Annotated in this window: 18 protein-coding genes; 13 read left to right on the forward strand and 5 right to left on the reverse strand. The window is 66.0% G+C overall.

Going from position 1 to position 22,701, the window contains the following annotated elements; all coding sequences use genetic code 11:
* A partial coding sequence (locus tag KBZ15_RS03015; RefSeq protein ID WP_255013217.1) for an alanine--tRNA ligase-related protein occupies positions 1-843 on the reverse strand: 843 nt, incomplete at its 3' end.
* A 193-nt stretch (positions 844-1,036) separates the two neighbouring features.
* On the opposite strand from KBZ15_RS03015, the gene KBZ15_RS03020 reads away from it, so the two are divergent.
* The 12 genes from KBZ15_RS03020 (at position 1,037) to KBZ15_RS18405 (ending at position 16,836) form a co-directional block, all read left to right on the forward strand.
* Positions 1,037-4,156 carry a DEAD/DEAH box helicase gene (locus KBZ15_RS03020; RefSeq protein WP_255013219.1) on the forward strand — a complete coding sequence of 1,040 codons (3,120 nt, stop codon included), beginning with the start codon at positions 1,037-1,039 and terminating at the stop codon, positions 4,154-4,156.
* A 15-nt stretch (positions 4,157-4,171) separates the two neighbouring features.
* Positions 4,172-4,495, forward strand: a complete 324-nt coding sequence (locus tag KBZ15_RS03025; RefSeq protein ID WP_255013221.1) for a nucleotidyltransferase family protein — start codon at positions 4,172-4,174, stop codon at positions 4,493-4,495.
* Positions 4,492-5,397, forward strand: a complete 906-nt coding sequence (locus KBZ15_RS03030) for an SWIM zinc finger family protein (protein WP_255013223.1) — start codon at positions 4,492-4,494, stop codon at positions 5,395-5,397. The genes KBZ15_RS03025 and KBZ15_RS03030 overlap by 4 nt, the downstream gene beginning before the upstream one ends.
* The gene (locus KBZ15_RS03035; RefSeq protein WP_255013225.1) at positions 5,387-5,977 is read left to right on the forward strand and encodes an MEKHLA domain-containing protein; all 591 of its coding nucleotides are present in this window, start codon (positions 5,387-5,389) and stop codon (positions 5,975-5,977) included. Before KBZ15_RS03030 ends, KBZ15_RS03035 begins: the two co-directional genes overlap by 11 nt.
* A 21-nt stretch (positions 5,978-5,998) precedes the next feature.
* Positions 5,999-6,436, forward strand: a complete 438-nt coding sequence (locus tag KBZ15_RS03040; protein WP_255013227.1) for an Hsp20/alpha crystallin family protein — start codon at positions 5,999-6,001, stop codon at positions 6,434-6,436.
* Between the two features lie 249 nt (positions 6,437-6,685).
* Complete coding sequence (locus tag KBZ15_RS03045; protein WP_255013229.1) at positions 6,686-9,466, forward strand: cyclic nucleotide-binding protein; 2,781 nt, start codon at positions 6,686-6,688, stop codon at positions 9,464-9,466.
* Between the two features lie 50 nt (positions 9,467-9,516).
* Positions 9,517-11,289, forward strand: a complete 1,773-nt coding sequence (locus KBZ15_RS03050) for a diflavin flavoprotein (protein ID WP_255013232.1) — start codon at positions 9,517-9,519, stop codon at positions 11,287-11,289.
* Positions 11,289-13,094, forward strand: a complete 1,806-nt coding sequence (locus KBZ15_RS03055) for a diflavin flavoprotein (RefSeq protein ID WP_255013233.1) — start codon at positions 11,289-11,291, stop codon at positions 13,092-13,094. The genes KBZ15_RS03050 and KBZ15_RS03055 overlap by 1 nt, the downstream gene beginning before the upstream one ends.
* A 73-nt stretch (positions 13,095-13,167) precedes the next feature.
* Entirely contained in the window at positions 13,168-14,166 is a 999-nt protein-coding gene (locus tag KBZ15_RS03060) for an efflux RND transporter periplasmic adaptor subunit (RefSeq protein WP_255013235.1), read from the forward strand.
* The gene (gene devC / locus KBZ15_RS03065) at positions 14,163-15,326 is read left to right on the forward strand and encodes an ABC transporter permease DevC (RefSeq protein ID WP_255013237.1); all 1,164 of its coding nucleotides are present in this window, start codon (positions 14,163-14,165) and stop codon (positions 15,324-15,326) included. The genes KBZ15_RS03060 and devC overlap by 4 nt, the downstream gene beginning before the upstream one ends.
* On the forward strand, positions 15,326-16,027 hold the full coding sequence (locus tag KBZ15_RS03070; protein WP_255013239.1) for an ATP-binding cassette domain-containing protein: 702 nt from the start codon (positions 15,326-15,328) through the stop codon (positions 16,025-16,027). The genes devC and KBZ15_RS03070 overlap by 1 nt, the downstream gene beginning before the upstream one ends.
* A gap of 95 nt (positions 16,028-16,122) precedes the next feature.
* Complete coding sequence (locus KBZ15_RS18405) at positions 16,123-16,836, forward strand: rubrerythrin family protein (protein WP_261357408.1); 714 nt, start codon at positions 16,123-16,125, stop codon at positions 16,834-16,836.
* Positions 16,837-16,865: 29 nt separating this feature from the next.
* On the opposite strand, the gene KBZ15_RS03085 is transcribed toward KBZ15_RS18405, so the two are convergent.
* The 4 genes from KBZ15_RS03085 to KBZ15_RS03100 all read right to left on the reverse strand — a co-directional run bounded on the left by KBZ15_RS03085 (position 16,866) and on the right by KBZ15_RS03100 (position 21,748).
* Entirely contained in the window at positions 16,866-17,060 is a 195-nt protein-coding gene (locus tag KBZ15_RS03085) for a hypothetical protein (RefSeq protein WP_197152372.1), read from the reverse strand.
* Between the two features lie 94 nt (positions 17,061-17,154).
* On the reverse strand, positions 17,155-20,064 hold the full coding sequence (gene gcvP, locus KBZ15_RS03090; RefSeq protein WP_255013241.1) for an aminomethyl-transferring glycine dehydrogenase: 2,910 nt from the start codon (positions 20,062-20,064) through the stop codon (positions 17,155-17,157).
* Positions 20,064-20,453, reverse strand: coding sequence for a glycine cleavage system protein GcvH (gene gcvH, locus KBZ15_RS03095; RefSeq protein WP_255013243.1), 390 nt, complete (start codon positions 20,451-20,453; stop codon positions 20,064-20,066). The genes gcvP and gcvH overlap by 1 nt, the downstream gene beginning before the upstream one ends.
* 20 nt (positions 20,454-20,473) lie before the next feature.
* Complete coding sequence (locus KBZ15_RS03100; RefSeq protein ID WP_255013245.1) at positions 20,474-21,748, reverse strand: methionine gamma-lyase family protein; 1,275 nt, start codon at positions 21,746-21,748, stop codon at positions 20,474-20,476.
* Positions 21,749-21,894: 146 nt separating this feature from the next.
* Between KBZ15_RS03100 and KBZ15_RS03105 the strand changes: the two genes are divergently transcribed.
* Positions 21,895-22,701 (forward strand): fatty acid desaturase (locus KBZ15_RS03105; protein ID WP_255013249.1); only part of this gene is annotated, 807 nt, incomplete at its 3' end.

The following is a 22,701-nucleotide window of genomic DNA, read 5'->3' on the forward strand; positions in this document are numbered from 1 at the left end:
GATCACCTTGAGGCTGGTTTTGCCCTTGGCGTCGAGAGCCCTGTAGTCGACCCCCGCCAGCTGGGCCGCCGTTTCAATCAGTGGGTAGATTAGGTCGGTTTCGTAGTTGTTCGGCACGCCCTGCAGGATCTGGGCCATGCGCTCGAGGCCCAGGCCGGTGTCGATGTTGCGGGCCGCCAAGGGGGTGAGGGTGCCGCCGGCGTCGCGGTTGTACTGCATGAACACCAGGTTGTAGAACTCGATGAAGCGCGAGTCGTCCTCCAGATCGATGCCGTCGTCGCCGAGTTCAGGCTTGAAGTCGTAGTAGATCTCCGAGCAGGGGCCGCAGGGACCGGTGGGGCCCGAGGCCCAGAAGTTGTCGGCCTCATCCAGGCGGATGATGCGCTTGGGGTTCACCCCCACCAGATCGCGCCAGATTGCGCCTGCCTCGTCGTCTTCGCGGAAGACGCTCACCACAAGGTTGTTGGGCGAGAGGCCGAACACCTCGGTGGAGAGCTCCCAGGCCCAGGTGATCGCCTGCTCCTTGAAATAATCGCCAAAGGAGAAGTTGCCGAGCATCTCAAAGAACGTGTGATGCCGCGCCGTGCGACCAACGTTCTCGATGTCGTTGGTGCGGATGCACTTCTGGGAGCTGGTGGCCCGCGGCGCCGGCCGCTCCTGCTGGCCCAGAAACACCGGCTTGAAGGGCAGCATGCCGGCGATCGTGAGCAACACCGTGGGGTCGTCCGGAATCAGCGAGGCGCTGGCGATGGGCTGGTGGCCCCGCTGCTCGTAGAAGTCGAGAAAGGCCGCGCGGATCTCGGCGCCAGTGCGGGGGCAGGCACGGCGGGGGGCAGCGGCCATGGGGGAGCAGAAGAAGCCTGTACCAGGCATAATCGCCCAACATTGGCCGGCGCCCGATCAACTGTGATGATGGTGCCGATCCGCGGGTGGCTGCCGCTTTGGCTGCCGCTGATCGGCAGCACCTTGGTGCTGCATTCAGCGCAGCGCCTGGCCCCACGCCTCCTGCCCGCCCGACGGCCGTAAGGCCGGGTTCATGAGCCTGCTGCACGCCACCTGGCTGTTTCCCCCCGAAGGTTCGGGTGGTCGCCTATTCCTGTGGGCCGACACCTGGCGGGTGGCCACGCCGGCGGTGCCGAAGCTGGAGGCCCCCGAGCACCCCCTGGCCCTCAACGAAGACGATCTGGCCACCTGGCTCGACGACAACGGCCTCTGGAGCGAGGCCCTGCGGCCAGCCAGCGCCACCCTGAGCCTGCCCAGCCGCAGCCAGGCCGCCAAGGGGCGCCGCACCAGCGCCAGCAGCTGGAGCGGCCTGCCGCTCCAGGCCGGTGAACCGATCCCCAAGCAACTGGAGTGGTGGCCCTGGCAGGTGCAGGGCTGGGCCCTGGATTCGGCCAACGCGGGCGAATGGCTCAGCCAGCTGCCCCTGGCCGGCGAGCACCCGGAGATGGCCGATGAGCTGCGCTGGTGGAGCCACCTGCAGCGCTGGGCCCTGAGCCTGATAGCTAGGGGGCGCTGGTTGCCCCAGCTCGAAGAGGGCAAGGCCCGCTGGCTGCCCCTGCTCAACCGGGAAGACGACCGCCGCCGCCTCGAAGACCTGGCCAGCGGCCTGCCCCAGGTCGCAACCTGCGCCCTGGCCGCCGGCCCCCTGGGCGATCCCTCCCTGGCCTGTCGCCGCCCCGGCAGCGGCCGCCTGCGGGTGGCCAGCCTGCTCGAGGCCCTGCTCGATGGCCAGCTGCGGGCGGGCTTCAGCCCCAGCGCAAGCGGGCTCGATCCCCTGCTGGCGGCCTGGCAGAAGGCCCTGGGCAAGGGCGATGGCAGCCTCAATCTGAACGAAGAGGAGCTCGAGCGGCTCAGCATCGCCACCCACCACTGGCGAGAGGGCGTGGCGGGCAAGGTGGAGCCGGCCCGCACCTGTCTGGAACTGTTCACCCCAGCCGAGGGCGAGGAGCTCTGGGAGCTGCGCTTCGGGCTCCAGGCCGAAGCCGACCCCAGCCTGCGGGTGCCGGCCGCGGCCGTGTGGGCGGCGGGCGATCGGGGCCTGCAGATGGGGGAGATTGCCGTGCCCCAACCGAGCGAGCTGCTGCTCGAGGGCATGGGCCGGGCCCTCACCGTGTTTGAGCCGATCGAGCGGGGCCTGGATTCGGCCACCCCGGAGGCGATGCAGCTCACCCCGGCCGAGGCGTTTGTGCTGGTGCGCACCGGCGCCCACCAGCTGCGGGATGTGGGCGTGGGCGTGGTGCTGCCCGCCAGCCTCTCCGGGGGCCTGGCCAGCCGGCTGGGCCTGTCGATCAAGGCCGAGCTGCCGGAGAAATCGCGCGGCTTCACCCTGGGCGAAACGCTCACCTGGGAATGGGAATTCATGATCGGCGGGGTCACCTTGACCCTGCGCGACCTGGAGCGCCTGCAGGCCAAACGAAGCCCGCTGGTGCAGCACAAGGGGGCCTGGATCGAGCTGCGGCCCCTCGATCTCAAGAACGCCCAGAAATTCAGCGTTGCCGATCCGGGCCTCAGCCTCGACGACGCCCTGCGGCTCACCGCCAGCGAAGGCGACACCTTCCACCGGCTGCCCGCCCACCACTTCGATGCTGGCCCCCGGCTGCAGGCGGTGCTGGAGCAATACCACCAGCAGAAGGCCCCCGACCCCCTGCCGGCCCCACCTGGCTTCTCCGGCCAGCTGCGGCCGTACCAGGAGCGGGGCCTGGGCTGGCTGGCCTTCCTGCACCGCTTCGACCAGGGCGCCTGCCTGGCCGACGACATGGGCCTGGGCAAAACGATCCAGCTGCTGGCCTTCCTGCAGCACCTCAAGGCCGAAGACGAACTCAAGCGCCCGGTGCTGCTGGTGGCACCCACCTCGGTGCTCACCAACTGGAAACGGGAAGCCCATGGCTTCACGCCGGAGCTGGGGGTGAAGGAGCACTACGGCCCGCGCCGGCCGAGCAGCCCCGAGGCCCTCAAGAAAGCCCTCAAGGGCGTCGATCTGGTGCTCACAAGCTATGGCCTGCTGCAGCGAGACAGCGAACTGCTCGAAAGCATCGACTGGCAGGGGATGGTGATCGACGAAGCCCAGGCGATCAAAAATCCCAGCGCCAAGCAGAGCCAAGCGGCCCGGGACCTGGCCCGCCCCAGCCGGTTCAGCAAGGGGGGCAGCCGTTTCCGGATTGCCCTGACGGGCACGCCTGTGGAAAACCGGGTCAGCGAGCTGTGGGCCCTGATGGACTTCCTCAACCCCAAGGTGCTCGGCGATGAGCCCTTCTTCCGCCAGCGCTACCGGCTGCCGATCGAGCGCTACGGCGACATGGCCTCGATGCGCGATCTCAAGGCCCGGGTGGGGCCCTTCATCCTGCGGCGGCTCAAAACCGACAAGTCGATCATCTCCGACCTGCCGGAGAAGGTGGAGCTCAACGAGTGGGTGGGCCTGGCTCCAGAGCAGAAAAAGCTCTACAACAAAACAGTCGAAGAGAGCCTCGATGCGATCGCCCGGGCCCCCCTGGGCCAGAAGCACGGCCAGGTGCTGGCCCTGCTCACCAAGCTCAAACAGATCTGCAACCACCCGGCCCTGGCCCTCAAGGAAAAAGCCGACACCGTGCTCGCCGGCGGCAACGGCAGCTTCAGCAATCGCAGCGCCAAGCTGCAGCGACTCGAGGAGATCCTCGAGGAGGTGATCGAGGCGGGCGATCGGGCGTTGCTGTTCACCCAGTTCGCCGAATGGGGCCTGCTGCTCCAGGCCCACCTGCAGCGCAAGTGGCGCCAGGAGGTGCCGTTCCTGTATGGCAACACCAGCAAAACCGAGCGCCAGGCCATGGTCGATCGCTTCCAGGACGACCCACGAGGCCCCCAGCTATTTCTGCTGTCGCTCAAGGCCGGCGGCGTCGGCCTCAACCTCACCCGCGCCAGCCACGTGTTCCACATCGACCGCTGGTGGAACCCGGCCGTGGAAAACCAGGCCACCGACCGCGCCTACCGCATCGGCCAACAAAACCGGGTGCTGGTGCACAAGTTCATCACCAGCGGTTCGGTGGAAGAAAGGATCGACCGGATGATCAAGGAAAAATCCAAGCTGGCCGAAGACATCGTCGGCTCCGGCGAAGATTGGCTGGGCGGCTTCGATGTGGGCCAGCTCAAAGATCTGGTCACCCTCAGCGAGGAGGATTGAAGCTATGGATGCCCCATGAGTGCGCCAACCACCAGCTCTGCCCCTGCCTCCACCAACCACGGCATCCCCGAGCGCACAGTGGCTGATATCCGCTCCTGCCTGAAGCGCTTCCCCCAGATCCACTGGCTGAAGCTCTATGGCTCACGGGCCATGGGCAAGCATTGGGCCGGTTCCGACATCGATCTGGCCTACAGCTCCGACGAGGATTGCAGCGCCGCCCTGCGCGAAGCCCTCGACCAACTGCCCACCCCCTATCTCTTTGATGTGACTCACTGGGAATCGCTCCGCTACGCCCCCCTGCGAGAACACATCGAACGCGTCGGCATCCCCTTCCCATGACCCTCACCCCCACCACCTACGCCAGCGCCATCAACACCCAGCTCGGCGACCAGGGCCTGGCCCAGCAGCCCTGGTGGGTGGAGCAGTGGATGGAGCTGATCAACGGCTACCGCTTCAAGAAGCGACTGGAGCGGGCCTGGGAGTACGCCCGCAGCGGCAATGTCACCTCAATTCGATTCGAGGGCCGCCGGGTGCATGCCCGGGTGCAGGGCAGCGGCGAGGAGCCCTACAAGGTGAAGCTCTGGCTCGATGTGCTCAGCGACGACGACTGGGGCTACGTGCTCGATGCCCTCACCCAGAAGGCCCGCTGGTCGGCCCAGCTGCTGGCCGGCGTCATGCCCCAGGACATCGAACGGGCCTTCGCCGCCAGCGGCAAGCGCCTGTTTCCATTCAAGTTGCAGGAGGTGCGCAGCGAGTGCAGCTGCCCCGACAAAGCCAACCCCTGCAAGCACGTCAGCGCCGTCTTCTATTTGATGGGAGATCGCTTCAGCGAAGACCCCTTTGTGCTGTTCCAGATGCGTGGCCGCACCAGGGGTCAGCTGCTGGCCGACCTGGCCAAACGCCGCCGCCGGGCCTTGGCACGGCAGGCTAAAAAGGCTGCCGCCGCCAAGGGCTCGCAGCCAGTCGCCGAGGCCGCTCCCCACCCGGTGCATCCCGCCATCAAGAACCCAAACCGCTGGTGGCGCTACGACGCAGCCCTCGATTCGGATCTGGTGGTGATCACACCAGCCCTCGAGGGCGACACGGGCCTCGATACCGCCGGGCCCCTGCCCCTGGCAGAAGAACCCCGCTTCCCCGAAGCCAACCAGCACTTCCTCGAGCACCTCCAGGCCCACGGCCAGCAGCTGGCCGCCCTGGCCATGGCCAAGGCCATGGGGCCGGTCAACGGCGATGACAGCTGACTGGCTGGGCCCGCCCCCCTGGCTGAGCCCAGAAGCCCAGGCCCTGGCCGGCCAGCTGCTGAGCAGCCACCAGCAGGCCTTCGCCACGCCCCTGCTCGCCGGCCTGGCCGCCGATGCCTCCCCCGGGCTGATCGCCCAGGAGCTGTTCGCCGCCGAGGTGGTGGTGTTGGCCCACGACGGCGCCGATCCCAGCAGCGAGCCGGGCCCCCGCTTGATCTACGCCAACCGCGCCGCCCTGCGCCTGTGGCGACGGCCCTGGGAGGCGATGGTGGGAATGCCCTCGCGGCTCACCGCCGAGCCGGCCGAGCGGGCCAGCCGCCGCCAGGCCCTGCTGGCCGCCCAGGCCCACCAATGCCTCAGGGGCTACCGGGGCATCCGCATCGACAGCAGCGGCCGCCGCTTCGCGATCGAAGGCGCTTGCCTCTGGAGCCTGCGCGATGGCACCGGTCGGCCCTGCGGCCAGGCCGCCCGCTTCAGCAGCTGGTGGCTCTTGGGTGTGAATGCCGAACCAAGCCGTGGGGGCCGTACCGCCAAGGGCGGTCTGCACCCTGTTGGCTACTGGGCGGCGCCTGCAGATTGATGGAGTCCCGGAGACCTTCCGATGCTTACCCTGCGCCAATCCCCCTTCGATCTGATCCGCGGCGACCTGCTCGAATCCGATCTATTCAAGAAGCTCGAGCAGCAACTGCACAGCGCCGAAACGCAAAAGGCTGAGCGAGTTCCCGCCGCCGAAGTGCATGAAACACCCGAGGCCTACACGATCGCCCTGGAACTCCCAGGTGTCGACAAAGGCTCCATCGACGTCAAGGCCACCGACCGCACCCTGGTGATCAGCGCTGAGCGGCGCTCTGGCGTCGAGGCCGGCGAGCCCGCCGCCCTGATCAGCGAGATCCGCTACGGCACCTGGAGCCGCAGCTTCCGCTTCCCCAGCGGCATCAACCGCGATGGCCTCGAAGCCCACTACCGCGACGGCGTGCTCAGCGTCACCGCTCCCAAGGCCCAAACGATGACCACGGTGCAAGTGCAGGTGGAAAGCTGAGCGCCACACCCGTCAGGAGACACGAGAGAGAAGAGAACCCTCCCAGGCCCGGCCCAGCGCCGGGCTTTTTTTTGCAATGCTGGCTTCGACAAATGGTGGTGCTGAAGCCGCTCAGCGGGTTGCCAATCCCACCAACCAAAGCAGGATGAAACCAAGTCAGGGTGAAACGGAATCGGTCTGGCAGACGATGGACCTAGAACCGGTAAGCCAAATGGACGCAACACTGCTGTCCATCGCCTCGGAGCTGCCTTGATCTCCTGGTTCAACCGTTGGCCTGAGCGACAGGCTCGCCTCGCCCGCTGGGGCCTACTGCTCGCCTGGCTTGGCCTGATCGCCCTGTTGCTGAAGCCGGAACTGGGCCCCGCCTACGGCTCCACCGTCTGCCGGGAGTCGACCATCTGCCGTCCCGGCATCGGCAACGACCTCTTCTGGAATATCGGCCTGCCGCTGGTGATCCTGGTGGTGTACCTCAGCCATGAACTGTGGCGGCGCATCTGCCCGCTGTCATTTGTCTCCCAGCTGTTCCGGGCCCTGGGCTGGCAGCGCACGGTGCTGAACCGCGCCGGCAAACCCCAGGTGGCGGCCGTCTCGGAGTCGTCCTGGCTCGCACGCCACCACATCCAGCTGCAGTGGGGTCTGCTGATCGCCGGCCTGAGCCTGCGGCTGCTGATAGCCAACAGCAACGGACTGGTCCTGGCCCTGCTGTTTGCTGCCTCCCTACTGGCCGCCCTGATCAGCGGCTGGGCCTACGGCGGCAAAACCTTCTGCCAATACCTCTGTCCGTTCGCTCCGGCCCAGCAGATCCTCAGCGGACCCCGCAGCCTGCTCAGCTCCCAGGCCCACCTCGGCGGCAGCAGCAAGACGACCCAGTCGATGTGCCGCACGGTTGGAGCCCAGGGCCAGGACATCAGCACCTGCGTGGCCTGCGCCAAACCCTGCTTCGACATCGACGCCGAACGCACCTACTGGCAGAGCCTGAGCGGCAAGCGGGGCATGGCCTGGGCCTGGTACTCCTATCCAGGCCTAATCCTGGCGTTCTTTCTGCTGATCCAGAGCTACGCCCCGGCCGGGGCCAGCGACCATGGAATCGATTACCTGACGAGCAATCTGTTCACCTACGACGGCCGCCTGGCGGCCATGGCCTGGCAATCACTGCTGCCGGCAGGCTGGCCCCAGCTGCCGCGGATCCTGGCCATCCCGGCCCTGCTCAGCGCGGGGGGTGTGGCATCGGAACGGCTGTTCCACCAGATCGAACGGCTGCAACGACACCAGCTCCGGGCCGCCGCCCCTGAGCTGGCAAAGGAACGGGCGATCCACCGCACCCGGCTGCTGGCCACCTTCGCGGCAATCAACATCTACTTTTACTTCAAGCGAAATTTGTTTGACAGCGGCGACAGCCTGGGGTGGGTGGAGCTGCAGCTGCTCATAGTGGCGATCAGCTCCGTTTGGCTCTATCGCAGCTGGGATCGCGACCGCAGCCTCTACGAACGGGAGAACACCAGCACCAGCCTGCGCAAACGCCTGGCCAAGCTCGGGGCGAAATTACAACCCCTCCTGGCCGGGCGCCAACTGGAGGATCTCAGCCCGGGTGAGGTGTTCGTGCTGGCCAACGCCCTGCCGGTGCAGGAAACATCCCAGCGCCAGAGCATCTATCGCGATGTGCTGCGGGATCTGCTCAGCTCGGGGCGCCTGGATCGCACCGCCTCCCTCAAGACCCTGGTCGACCTGCGCACCAGCCTGAGGCTCACTGATGCCGACCACCAAAGCTCCCTGGAGATCCTCACCAGCGAGGACCCACGGCTAACCAGCCTGAGCCCCGAGGATCTGGCCGGCCTGAGCCTCTGCCGCAACGCTGCCGCCCAGGAGATCGAAGATCTGCTGCTGCTGAGCGGATCCACGGTGCTGCACCTCGATCGCCTCGATGCCTACGGCCGCGGGCGGCTCAACCGCATCCAGATCGAGAGTGGTCTCGATGACGACAGCTGGGCCCAGCTGCTGAACGAATTCGGCCCCGGATCCCAATTCAGCGAACGGCAGCTCAGCCAGCGATTGCAGCTCGTGAACCAGGCCATGGCCCGCAGGGAGAGCCTGGCCGAACTGAGCCGGCGGCTGCCCCTGGCCGCGCCGCTGGTGCTCAGCCTCGACCGCCAGATCGCCCGTTTCCTCCCCGACCTGGTGGCCCTGATCCGCAGCGGCCTTACTGCCCCAGGGGAGCAACGACCCGATGAAGCCTGCCTGGCCCTACTGGGCAGCCTCTCACCCAACGTGATGGCCTGCCTCGCCAGTGAGGATGACACCACCACGGCGATCACCGCCTGGCTCGATGGGATCGAAACGCAATTAGCCAGCATCTCCCCCCTGCCGGAAGCGGCGGAGGTGCTTGAGGGGCTCTGGCTGGATACGGACCCAAGCGTGGCGCTCTGGGCCCTGATGGTGCTGCGCCAGGTGGACAGCAGGCAGGCCGAACGACTACTTCAAACGCCCCGCACCGGGCTGCCGTCCAGCAAGACGCTGAAGGGCTTTCTTGAGGGTGAACAGCTGGCGAGCATCGAGATCCTTGCCGCGATCGCCGACCAGCCCCTGATCCAGCGCCTCGAACCCGGCGCCCTAGTGGGCCTAGATCGCCTCTGCAACCTGCGGCAGTGGCGCCAGGGAGATCCGGTCGAGCGCCCTGCCGGTGGGGTTTTAATTCTTCTGGCTGGCAGCTGCGAGCAACGCCAGAGCCTGGTGCCGGGGTCAGCGCCAAAAACCATCGCCGAACATGGCAGCGGCACGATCGTGGGGCTGGCCGACTATTTCGGGGAGCCCAAGAGCGGCTCGCAGGCCAGGCTTGTAGCCAGCCCGGATGGCTGTAGCGCCCTGGTGTTCAGCCGCACAGGCTTCGGCAACCTGCTCGACGTCTCGCCGATCTTTGAGCAGTCGCTGATCCGCGAACTGGCGATCAGCTGCGAATCCCTGCAGCGCTCGTTGCAGGCAGAACGGCAGCAGCAACAGCACCAGCGCATGCGGCGCATGAGCACCGAAAGTTGACCAGAGCGTTGGCGGCCCTCCCTAGAGTTGCTTCCATCGCCAGATGTCCCATGACAGCCAGCGCAACGGTCAGCGGCATCCCCGTCTCCGCGACTCCGCGCCTGAGCCTGCAGTGCGAGCCAATCGGGCCAGACACCACCGCGATCCGCTCACTCGACTGGGACCGCAGCCGCTTTGACATCGAATTCGGCCTGCGCAACGGCACCACCTACAACAGCTTCCTGGTGCGGGGCGAGCGCACCGCCCTGATCGACACCAGCCATCTCAAATTTGCAAGCACCTGGCTGCCCCTACTCCAGGAACAGATCGACCCCAAAGCGATCGATCACCTGATCGTTTCCCACACCGAGCCAGACCACTCCGGCCTGATCGGCCACCTGCTCGACCTCAACCCAGAGCTCGAGATCGTGGCCTCCAAGGTGGCGATCGCCTATCTGGCCGACCAGCTGCACCGGCCCTTCAAAAGCCGGGCTGTTAAAAGCGGCGAGCAGCTCGATCTGGGCACCAATCCCGCAAGCGGCGTTCAACACCGCTTCGAGTTCCTGAGCGCGCCGAACCTGCACTGGCCAGACACGATCTTTTCGTTTGACCACGGCAGCGGCACCCTCTACACCTGCGATGCCTTCGGCCTGCACTACTGCTCCGAGGAGCTGTTCGACACCGACCCCGGCGCCATCGCCCCCGATTTTCGCTTCTATTACGACTGCCTGATGGGCCCCAATGCCCGCAGCGTGCTGCAGGCGCTCAAGCGCATGGACGCCCTGCCGCCGATCAGCACCATCGCCGTGGGCCACGGCCCCCTGCTGCGCCACCACCTTGGCCTCTGGCTCGATGACTACCGCACTTGGAGCAGCGAGCGCAGCACGGGCGAGGCCTACGCGGCGGTTTGCTACGTGAGCCAGTACGGCTTCTGCGACCGGCTCAGCCAGGCGATCGCCCGCGGCATCGGCAAGGCCGGCGCCGCCGTGCAGCTGGTGGATCTGCGCGCCAGCGACGCCCAGGAGCTCTCCGCCCTGATCGGTGAGGCCAGCGCCGTGGTGGTGCCCACCTGGCCCGCCAGCGCCGATGCCGAGCTGCAGGCCTCGATCGGCACCCTGCTGGCGGCCCTCAAACCCAAGCAGTGGGTGGGCTGCTACGACGCCTTCGGCGGCGACGATGAACCGATCGACACGGTCGCCAGCCAACTGCGCAGCCTCGGCCAGAAAACCGCCTTTGAACCCCTGCGCGTACGCCAGGTGCCGGGCGGCAGCGACTACCAGCGCTGCGAGGAGGCCGGCACCGACCTGGGCCAGCTGCTCACCAAGGAAAAGACCATCGCGGCGATGAAGGCCCTCGATGCCGACCTCGACAAGGCCCTCGGCCGCCTCGCCGGCGGGCTGTACGTGGTGACGGCCCGGCAGGAGACCGCCGAGGGGACGCGCAGCTCGGCCATGGTGGCCAGCTGGGTGAGTCAGGCCAGCTTCGAGCCCCCCGGCCTCACGGTGGCGGTGGCCAAGGACCGGGCGATCGAAGCCCTGCTGCAGGTGGACGATCGCTTCGTGCTCAACATCCTGCGGGAGGACAACCATCAGGAGCTGCTGCGCCATTTCCTCAAGCGCTTCCCGCCCGGCGCCGACCGCTTCGCCGGGGTGAGCACCCTCGAGGGCGCCGCCACCGGCGGACCGGTGCTCGGTGATGCCCTGGCCTACCTGGGCTGCCGCGTGGTGCAGCGGCTCGAAGGCCCCGACCACTGGATCATCTACGCCGAGGTGGAACAGGGCAACGTGGCCGACACCGAGGCCAGCACCGCCGTGCACCACCGCAAAGTGGGGAACCACTACTGATGAGCAGTCCTGCCGACCCCAGCAGCGCGCGCCGCGTCATCCAGCTGCCCCTGGAACCGGGGCTGATCTGCCTCAAGGGGCTAAGCCCCAGCCGGCTGCGTTTCGAGGTGGAATACGGCCTGGAGCGGGGCACGACTGCCAACAGCTTCCTGTTCACCGCTGGGCCCTTGCTGGTGCACCCGCCCGGGGCCTCCTTTGCCGAGCCCTTCCTGGCCGAGCTGGCAACCCTGGTGCCCGCCAATGCAGCCTTGAAGGTAGTGGTCGGCCACGTCAACCCCAACCGGGTGGCCCTGCTGCGCCAGCTGGCGAGCCGCTGGCCCCAGCTGCAACTGGTGAGCTCCAACCCCGGCGCCCGCCTGCTGGCGGAGCTCTGGAGCCAGCAGAAACCCAGCCCCGCCGGCAGCGAGCTGGCCCAGGTTCCGATCCCACCCCTGCCGCCGATTGAGGTGGTCAAACAGGAAACCAGCAGCAGATTGGCCGATGGCCACGCCCTGCGGCTGATCCCGACACCCACCCCGCGCTGGCCCGATGGTCTGATGGTCTTCGAGGAAACAGGCGGCCTGCTGATCAGCGGCAAGTTCTTCGCCGCCCACCTCTGCAGCGAGAGCTTCGCCGAGGCCAACCGCAGCAGCACCGAAGAAGACCGCCGCTACTTCTACGACTGCCTGATGGCACCGATGGCCCGCCAGGTGGAGGCGGTGGTTGAGCGCATCGAAGAGCTCGACCTGCGCACGATTGCCCCCGGCCATGGCCCAGCGATCAGCGAGAGCTGGCGCAGCCTGCTGCGGGACTACCACCGCTGGGGCGCAACCCAGGAGCGCTCGCGCCTGTCGGTGGCCCTGCTGTTCGCCAGCGCCTACGGGAACACCGCCGCGATCGCCGATGGGCTGGCCCAAGGGGTGGCTCGCACCGGCGTGCGGGTGGAGAGCATCAATTGCGAATTCAGTGAGCCCGACCAGCTGCTCGCCGCGATCCGCAGCTGTGACGCGATCCTGATCGGCTCGCCCACCCTGGGCGGCCATGCCCCCACCCCGATTGTTTCGGCCCTGGGCACGGTGCTGGCCGAAGGCGACCGGGCCAAACCGGTGGGGGTCTTCGGCAGTTTCGGCTGGAGCGGCGAAGCCCTCGATCTGCTCGAGAGCAAGCTGCGTGATGGCGGCTTCCAGTTCGCCTTTGATCCGATCAAGGTGAAGTTCAGCCCCGATGCGGCCAGCCTCAAAGCCATCGAGGAAACGGGCACCGCCCTGGGCCGCCGCCTGCTCAACGAGCAACGGCAGAGCCTGAAGCGCAGTGCGGCAGGCGGCCTCAGCGACAGCCGCAGCAACCCGGCCGTGCAGGCCCTGGGCCGGGTGGTGGGCTCCCTCTGCGTGCTCACCACCAGCAAAGGGGAGGGCCAGAGCCGCCTGGGCGGAGCCATGGTGGCCAGCTGGGTGAGCCAGGCCAGCTTCACGCCCCCTGGGCTCACCGTGGCGGTGGCGAAGGACAGGTCGGTGGAGACCCTGCTCCACAGCGGCGATCACTTCGCCCTCAACGTGCTGGCGGCCGGCCGCGAATCAGGACCAATGAAGCAGTTCCTCAAGCCCTTTGCCCCCGGCGCCGATCGTTTCGCCGGCCTCAACCTGGAGCAGAGCCCGGGGGGGCAACCGATCCTGCCTGAGGCCCTCGCCTGGCTAGAGGCCACGGTGCGGCAGCGGATGGAATGTGGCGACCACTGGCTGCTCTATGCCGAAGTGATCCGGGGAGGCGTCCTCGATGCCAGCGCCAGCACGGCCGTGCACCAGCGCCGCAGCGGCGCCAACTACTGACAGGCCTCCTAGGCCACGCTGGGTAGGGCCTGCTCCATCCTCGGCCATACTTCGATCACTGCCCAGGGCATGGATGGGTTTGGGTCGCCGTTTGTCCATATCGCTCTCCCTCCTATTGGCGGGTGGAGTTCTGGCCGGGTGTAACGGTTCCCAAAATCCGCCCCAATCTGAGCTGGCGCTCCTGCCTAGACAGATTTCCGCCATCGGGCGCATTGAGCCCCTCGGAGGCATCAGCAAGGTCTCCGTTCCAAGCTCGCTGATCAACGATCCCGTCCGTGAAATCCTGATTCAAGAGGGAGATCGCGTCGAGGCCGGGCAACCCCTGGCCATCCTCGAAAGCATTGATCCCCTCAGTGCCACGGTGCGTAAATCCGAGGCTTCCCTGCAGGTTGCCCAACGCAAACTCTCAGCCCAGGAAAGCGTGATCCGGCGCTACCGCGCCGACCTGGGCCAGGCCGAGGCGGAAGCACGCCGAGCCCGGGAGTTGTTTGCCTCTGGAGCCACCAGCGCAAACAGAATGGAGGCTCAAGTAGCAGAAGCCGAGAGCGCCAGCGCCCAGCTCGAGCAGGCAATCGCCGATCGGGCAACCCTGGATGCCGAACTTGTCGAGAGCCGGGCCAGCCTGGCGAAAGACCGCAGTGAACTTGCCAAGGCCACCATACGGGCACCCTATGCCGGAACTATCTTCAAAATCAATGCGCGCGCCGGCGACAAAGTTGGAGACTCAGGGCTTGTCGAGATGGGAAACACAAAACAAATGGGGGTGATCGCTGAGGTTTATCAAACGGACCTACCAGAAATACGTATGGGCCAGGAGGCAACCATCACTGCCGATGGATTCCCAGGCAAGACCGGCCGAGGCCGCGTCACAGAAATTTCCCGCCAGATCAGCCGCCAAAGTGTATTTAGTGGGGAGTCGGGTGAAAACGTTGACCGCCGGGTTGTCGAAGTCAAGATCGCCCTGCCCGAAAACGAGATGGCAAAAGCCAGTCGGGTCAATTACCTACAAGTGAATGTGCTGTTCGCGCCCCTAACAGCAGCGCAGCGACAGATGCGGCCGGCGCAGTTATGAACCTGCTGGGCAGTCGCACACCTGTGGCCTGGCTTCAACTCAGCCACCGCCCCCTCCGGCTTCTAGCAGCTATTGCTGGAGTTAGTTTCGCCAATGTGCTGGTCTTCTTCCAGCTCGGGCTATCCGGTTCGCTCTACGACAGCCAAAAACGGCCCATCGATCAAATCAGTGGCCAACTGGTCCTCATCCCGAAGCGATACACCAACCTGGGCGAACCTCTCAATTTCTCCAGGGCCCAACTCGCTCGGGTCCGAGGGGTTCAAGGTGTTGCTGGTGTCACACCTCTGTATATCGGCAAAGCCGACTGGCTCAACAGAGATACCCGTCAGAGTAAGCAAGCGCTTGTCTTTGGGGTCACCCCGGAGAATCCGGCTCTGAAGCTGCCTATCCTCCAACAAAACAAAGCACTGCTCAAGCAGCCAAACACCCTCTTCTTCGATTCAGCATCGAAAAAAGCAGCTGGATCGGTCGTGCAGACCCTGGCGACGGGCAACAGCTATCTGACTGAATTGCGCGGCCAACAGGCCAAGGTGGTGGGGATCTTCAAACTCGGACTCACCTTTGCCGCCGACATCAACCTGATCATGTCTGCAGCCAACTTTCAGACCTACTTCCCTGAAAAAAGCAACGATGACATCCAATTAGGCGTGATCCAGCTCAGTGCTGATGCCAATGAAGCCCAGGTCCAGGCAACGATCTCCAGGTTTTTGGATCCCTCACTCCAGGTGCTGACGATCAAACAGCTCAAAGAGCGTGAAATGAGCCATTGGCAGCGCAACACCTCCTTTGGCTTGATCTTCAACCTGGGCGTGCTTGTCGGCCTAGCTGTTGGGGCGATAATTGTCTACCAGATTCTCTACTCAGACGTGGGCGATCACCTCAGCGAGTACGCCACCATGAAAGCCATCGGCTATGGCGACAACTTCGTTGTGGGGATCATTCTTCAAGAGTCCCTGCTCCTGGCAACCGTGGCCTTCTTACCCAGCGTGTTGCTTTCGATGCTGCTGTATCAAGTCCTGGTGCGTGCCACAGGGCTCCTGGTGGCCATGACCCTGGGCCGGGCCCTGTTTGTTTTTTGCCTCACCCTTGTGCTGTGCAGCGCCTCCGGATGGCTCGCCACAGGGAAGCTGCGGCGTCTTGATCCTGCCGAGGTTTTTTGATGGCCACCTCAGGGGAAAAACCCCTCGTGGAAATTACAGGCCTAAACCATTGGTTTGAAGAGGCGGGAAAACCCAAACAGGTGCTGCGCAACATCAACCTCAGCGTCCATCCTGGGGAAATTTTGATCTTGACTGGACCCTCGGGTTCAGGCAAAACCACCCTGCTAACCATGGTGGGAGCCCTACGGGCAGCCCAAGAGGGCAGCTTGCGGATATTTGGCCAAGAGCTAAGGCAGGCGTCAAGCCAACAGCTGACGCAGTTGAGGCGCCAGGTGGGCTTCATCTTTCAAGCCCACAATCTGATGCCCTACCTCTCAGCCCTCCAAAACGTCCGGCTTGGCTTGGAGGTGCTGCCGGACTGGCTGCGGCAGGGTCGCTCCGCCATGGATAAACGTTGCCAGCAAGGGCTCGAGCAAGTGGGCCTGGGCCATCGCCTCCATTACGGCCCCGCCAAACTTTCGGGCGGCCAAAAACAACGGGTCGCCATTGCCAGGGCCCTGGTAGCGGGGCCCAAGTTGTTGCTGGCCGACGAACCCACCGCCGCCTTAGATCGCCAATCCGGTAGGGAGGTGGTGGATCTGTTCCAACGCCTTGCCAAGGAGCAGCAAGCAGGAATTGTGATGGTGACCCACGACAACAAAGTGCTGGATATTGCCGATCGCATCGTGGCCCTAGAAGCCGGTGCCCTGGCCGAAGACTGACCCCAACGACCAAGCACGCCGCCAACAGCCACGCACGCTGCCAACTCATACCGAGTCCGACTTAGCCCATACTGGTTGAGCTGCCCTTCCGTGCCATGGACATCGCCAAGCCCAGCACCGCCGCCAACCTGGAAGCCGCCTTTGGCGGCGAAAGCATGGCCAACCGCAAATACCTGTTCTTTGCCGAGGTGGCCAAGCAGGTTGGCAATAGCGAGTTGGCCAAGCTGTTTCGCGACACCGCCGCCCAGGAAACCGAGCACGCCTTCGCCCACTTCCGGCTGCTGCACCCGGAGCTGGTGATCAGCGATCCGGCGAGCCTCAGCGAAGACCAAAAGCAGGCCCTGCTCAGCCGCTGCCTGGAGCTGGCGATCGAGGGCGAAACCTATGAGTACACCACCATGTACCCGGATTTCGCCGCCCAGGCCCGCGCCGATCAAGACTCCGGCGCCGCGGCTGAGTTCCAGGAACAGGTGGAAGAATCCGAGCAACACGCCGGCATCTTCTGCACCGCCGCCAAAAACTTTGGCCTACTCACCCCAATTGAGCAGCACCACGCCGAGCGCTACGGGATTGCCCTGGAAGCCCTGCAGGGCAAGGGAGTGGCCGGGGAAGCCTCCACCCCCGTGGCCGGCAAATGGATCTGCAAGTTGTGCTCAATGATCTACGACCCAGCCGTAGGCGATCCAGATTCCGGAATTGCCCCGGGCACCGCCTTCGAAGCCATCCCCGACTCCTGGCGATGCCCGATCTGCGGGGCCCGCAAGGCCAGCTTTATTCCCTACCGCGAACCGGAATTGCTCGCCGCCTAAATCAGGGAGCTTTATTCAGGCTGTTTAGATCAAGCAGCCTGGGGCGGCGGGGTTGGATCGGTGTGCCTCTGGAAGGGCAACACCAGGGTGGCCCAGTGGTCGGGCCGCTTGGGGCGGGGGCGCCGGGAACGGCGCACCCCAAAGGGCACGCGCACCACATTGGTGCCCTCCACTCTCAGGGTTTTGCCCTCCCCAGTTTCAGACCCGCCGTCATTGCCCTTCATGGTCCCCCAACAAAAAATTGGCGTCTGCCAGGCGAAGCAGATTGAACCCAGTGTGCGGCATCTGGGCCCCCCTGACCAGGCCCCCTGAGCAGGCTTACGCCACCACTTGGGCCATTTCCTCAACCGAAGGGCAGGAGCAGACCAAATTCCTGTCGCCATAGGCATTGTCGATTCTGGCCACCGCCGGCCAGAACTTATTGGTCCGCTGGGTTTCGCCGGCAGGAAAGGCTGCCTGCTGGCGGGAATAGGGACGGTCCCAGACGTCGGCGGTCACCGCGGCCAGGGTGTGGGGCGCCCGCTTGAGCGGGTTGTTGAGCGGGTCGGCCTGGGCGGCCTCGATCGCCGCGGCCTCCTGGCGAATCGCCACCATGGCGGCGCAGAAGCGATCCAGCTCGGCTAGCGACTCACTCTCGGTGGGCTCCACCATCACCGTGCCGGCCACGGGCCAGCTCACCGTTGGGGCATGGAAGCCATAGTCCATCAGCCGTTTGGCCAGGTCATCGACCTCCAGGCCGATGCTGCGCTTGAGGGGGCGCAGATCGAGAATGCATTCGTGGGCCACCCACCCATTGGCGCCCCAAAACAGCACCGGAAAGTGGGGATCCAGGCGCTTGGCAATCACATTGGCCGCCAGCAAGGCCACCTGACTGGCGGTGCGCAAGCCACTTCCACCCATCATGCGGATATACATCCAGCTGATCGGCAGGATGCTGGCGCTCCCCAGGGGTGCTGCGGACACCTGGTTGGGAGCATCCCCATCCCCATCCGTGCCTGGCAGGAAGGGCATCAGGTGGCTTGCCACCGCGATCGGACCCACCCCCGGACCACCGCCGCCATGGGGGATGCAGAAGGTCTTGTGCAGGTTGAGATGGCAGACATCAGCCCCATAGAGGCCGGGCTTACAGAGCCCCACCTGGGCGTTGAGGTTGGCGCCATCGAGATACACCTGGCCTCCGTGGTCGTGGACCAAATCGCAGACCTGGCGCAGATCGGCCTCAAACACCCCATGGGTGGATGGGTAGGTGATCATCAAGGCTGCCAGCTCACCGGCATGGGCCTTGACCTTGGCGGCCAAGTCCACCTCATCAATGGCGTCGTCCTGGCAGGCGACAGGCACCACCTGCATGCCCGCCATCACCGCACTGGCCGGGTTGGTGCCATGGGCGCTCACCGGTATCAAACACACCTTGCGGTGACCTTCGCCGCGGCTGCGATGCCAGGCCCGGATGGCCAGCAGCCCGGCGTATTCCCCCTGGGAACCGGCATTCGGTTGGAGCGACACGCCTGCAAAACCGGTGATCGCTGCCAACCAGCCCTCGAGTTGGGCGGCCAGTTGTTGGTAACCAGCGGTCTGGGAAGGCGGAGCAAAGGGATGCAACTGGCCAAAGGCTGGCCAACTTACGGGCGCCAGTTCAGCCGCCGCATTGAGCTTCATGGTGCAACTGCCCAGGGGGATCATCCCGTGGATTAGCGACAGGTCTTTGCTGACCAGGCGCTGGATGTAGCGGAGCAGTTCGGTTTCGCTGCGGTATTGGTGAAACACGGCCTGGCTGAGCCAGGGGGCCCTGCGCCGGGGCAGGCCTGACCAGGCCTGCTCAACACTGGCCTGAGCCAGAGCTGCAACACAGGCGTTCTGGGCCTGGGCAGCCTGGTCGGCCCCTTCCGCCAGGGACGCCAACAAGGCTTGCAACTCCTCGAGCGAACTGAGCTCATCGAGACTGATCCCCACGGCCGCACCGGCCGAGCGGAGATTGAAACCAGCCGCCAAGGCGCGGGCCACCAGGGCGTCCGGATTGGGGGCGCGCACGGTGAGGGTGTCAAAACCTGGTTCGCCCTCCGGCGCCAGGCCCAGGGCCCCCAGGCCGGCGGCCAAGGCGGATCGCAGCCCCACCAAGCGGCTGGCCATGGCCGTCAAACCGTCCGGACCGTGGTGCACGGCATAGAAGCCGGCCATGACCGCCAGAAGCACCTGGGCCGTACAGATATTGCTGGTGGCCTTGTCGCGGCGGATGTGCTGCTCCCTGGTTTGCAGGGCCAAGCGCAGCGCAGGTCGGCCCTCGGCATCTAGGGATTGGCCCACCAGACGCCCGGGGATCTGGCGCTTGAAGGCAGCGGTGGTGGCAAAAAATGCCGCATGGGGGCCGCCAAAACCCATGGGCACCCCAAGGCGTTGGGCACTGCCCACGGCAATATCCGCACCCAGTTCACCCACCGGCGCCAGCAACACCTGGGCCATCGGATCAATGGCCACGGCCGTGATCACGCCGGCCAGCCGCGCCGCGGCCAGCAGGGGAGACGGATCCCACAGGCCTCCCCCGGCTCCCGGCAGCTGCAACAACATCCCAAAAACGTCCCCAGCCAGGGTTGGGGCTGCAGCCCCAGGCCCGGACCCCGCAAGCGCCTGGGCATCGATCAACTCCAATTCGATGCCCAGAGGCTCAGCGCGGGTCTGAAGTACGGCCAGGGTTTGGGGGAAGACGGCCTGATCCACCAAAAAACGCAGGGCCCGGGGCCGCTTGCAGACCGACCGGGCCAGGGCCATGGCCTCTGCCGCAGCGGTGGCCTCATCGAGCAGGGAGGCATTGGCAATCGGCAGCCCTGTCAACTCGCAGATCAGGGTCTGGAAATTGAGCAGGGCCTCAAGCCGGCCCTGGGCGATTTCAGCCTGATAGGGGGTGTAGGCCGTATACCAAGCAGGATTTTCAAAGACGTGACGCTGGATCACCGCCGGGGTGGCCGTGCCGTAGTAACCCTGGCCAATCAAGCTGCGCACCACCTGGTTGTGGCCTGCGATAGCTGCCAGTTCAGCCAGGGCCTGGGCCTCACTGCAGGGCTCGGGCAAACCCACCAAGGCCTCCCCGGGGGGCAGCAAGATGTCGGCCGGCACAATCTGGGCTGCTAGGTCTTCGAGGCTGGCCGCACCCACCTCGGCCAGCATGCGGCGCTGGTCCTCAGCCGAGGGGCCGATGTGGCGGCTCTCAAAGGTTGCGGGCGAAGTCTCCATCAGGCTCCCTGAACCTTGGCGCCGTAGGCCTGGGCATCCATCAGGCCCTCGAGCTGGGCCGGATCGGCCGGCTGCAGCAGCAGTAGCCAGCCCTCGCCATAGGGATCCTGCTGCAGCTCCTCGGGGCTGGCCAGCACGGCCTCATTACGGGCTAGCACCACCCCGCCCACGGGCGCCAGTAGGTCTTCCACCGCCTTCACCGATTCCACACTGCCGAAGCTGGCCCCCTGCTGGACCGTGGCACCCACCTCGGGCAGTTCCACAAACACAATGTCGCCGAGCTGGTCGACGGCAAAGGCACTCAGGCCCAGCCGCAGCCGCTCGCCCTCCGGGCGCACGTACTCGTGGCTGTCGGCGTAGCGGCAATCGCCGGGGAAGGTGAGCGCCATCGCTAATTAAGAAAGTCGGCTCAGTCTGTCCGATCCAGGCCGGCTGTGGCCAGCGCCAGCAAAGCCCGCTCCAGGGCGATCCGGGCATGGGCCCGGTGGCTGCCGCCCTGGGCGAACAACACATAGGGCTCCCGCAGGGGGGCATCGGCGGAGAACTCACTGGTGCTGCCATCGATGAAGGTGCCGCCCGCCATCACCAGCTCGCTGGCGTAACCAGGCATCGGCGCTGGCACCGGATCGAGATAGGCACCCACCGGCGAGGCGGCCTGAAAGGCCCGGCAGACAGTTTTGAGCCGTTCTGGATCCCCCAGCCGCACCGCCTGAATCACATCGCTGCGCTCTGCGCCAGGCAGGGGGTTTACGGCAAAGCCGAGATCGCTGAACACCTGGGCCACCAACTCGCTGCAGATCAGGGCTTCAGCCACCATCTGGGGGGCCAGGAACAGGCCCTGAAACAGCAGGCGATTTAGGTCGAAGCTGGTGCCCCCTTCACTGCCGATGCCGGGGGCCGTGAGGCGACAGCAGGCCTGCTCCACCAGCTCGGCCCGCCCCGCCACGTAGCCGCCGGTTGGGGCGATGGTGCCGCCGAGGTTCTTGATCAGGGAACCGGCGATCAGGTCGGCCCCCACCGCCGTTGGCTCCCGGGTTTCCACCAGCTCGCCGTAGCAGTTGTCGACAAAACAGATGCAGTCGGGCTGGATCGCCTTCACCCGGGCGCAGAGATCCCCGATCTCGGCCACCGAGATCGAAGGCCGCCAGCTGTAGCCGCAGCTGCGCTGGATCAGCACCAGGCGGGTGGGCACCGCCAGGGCGGCCTCCAGGCCTGCGAGGTCCACCCGGCCGGCGGCGCTGAGTGCCAGTTCGGCGTAGGCAATGCCGAATTCCGCCAGGGAGCCCTGGCCCGTGCCGCGGATGCCGATCACCTCCTCGAGGGTGTCGTAGGGGCGACCGGTGAGGGCCAGCAGCCGATCACCCGGCCGCAGCACGCCAAACAGTGCCGCCGCAATCGCGTGGGTACCACTGACGAACTGGAGCCGCACCGCTGCCGCCTCCGCCTGCAGCACCCGGGCCACCACCCGGTCGAGCACCTCGCGTCCCTGGTCGCCATGGCCGTAGCCGCTCACCGAGGCGAAGTGCTGCACGCCCACCCGCTCGGCCGCAAATGCATTCAGCACCCGCTCCATTCGGGATTGCACCCCGCTGGTGTGCCTGTCGGCTGCTGCGGCCGTAGCCGCCACCGCAGCCCCGATGCGCTGGGCCGCAATCCCTTGCGCTGAGCCGGCGGAATCAGTCATGGGATCTACCTGGGCAGGCCCCATGTTGGCGGGCGAGCCACGGCTAGATTTGCGCCGCTGCCATGGCCCTGCCCGGCATCCACCACCGGGAGAGTTCGTTGGTTCTCAGTTCAGATCCGGCCAGCAATAAAGGCCTTCAACCCCAGATGCTCAGGGTTGATAGCCCCAGCAGCCAGGAGGAGCGACGCATCCGCACAGCGCTGGCCGCCAGGCGCGAGCCCCTACCGGCCCGCCAGCGCAAGTTCAAGGGCGGCACCACCAGCTTCATGTTGGCGATGCACGTGGGGGCCGTCTTTGCCCTGCTGCCCCGGTTCTGGAGCTGGCAGGCCGTGCTGGTGCTGGCCGTTCTCTACTGGACCACCGTGCTGGGCGTCACCCTGGGGTTGCACCGGCTGGTCACCCACCGCAGCTTCACTGCCCCCCGCTGGCTGGAGCGCATCCTGGTGCTGATGGGGGCCCTGGCCTGCCAGAGCGGCCCGATCGAGTGGGTGGGGCTGCACCGCCACCACCACAAGTATTCCGACCAGCCCAACGACCACCACGATGCGGCCCGGGGCCTGTGGTGGGCCCACAGCGCCTGGATGCTGCACGAGATTCCGGCCCTGCAGCACGTGGAGCGGCTCACCGGCGACCTGCAGCGCGACCCCTTCTATCGCTGGCTAGACCGCTGGTTCCTACTGCTGCAACTGCCCCTGGGGGCAGCCCTCTTCTGGTATGGAGAACTGGCCGGCGTCCATGGCGGCGGCCTGGGCCTGGTGCTCTGGGCAATCCCCCTGCGCCTGGTGATCGTGTACCACGTCACCTGGCTGGTGAATTCCGCCACCCACTTCTGCGGATACCGCAACTTCGACTGCCCCGACCTCTCCCGCAACTGCTGGTGGGTGGCGATCCTGAGCTTCGGCGAGGGCTGGCACAACAACCATCACGCCTTTCCCCATTCGGCCCGCCACGGC

This window comes from Cyanobium sp. BA20m-p-22, from assembly GCF_024346275.1.
Taxonomy (GTDB): domain Bacteria; phylum Cyanobacteriota; class Cyanobacteriia; order PCC-6307; family Cyanobiaceae; genus Cyanobium_A.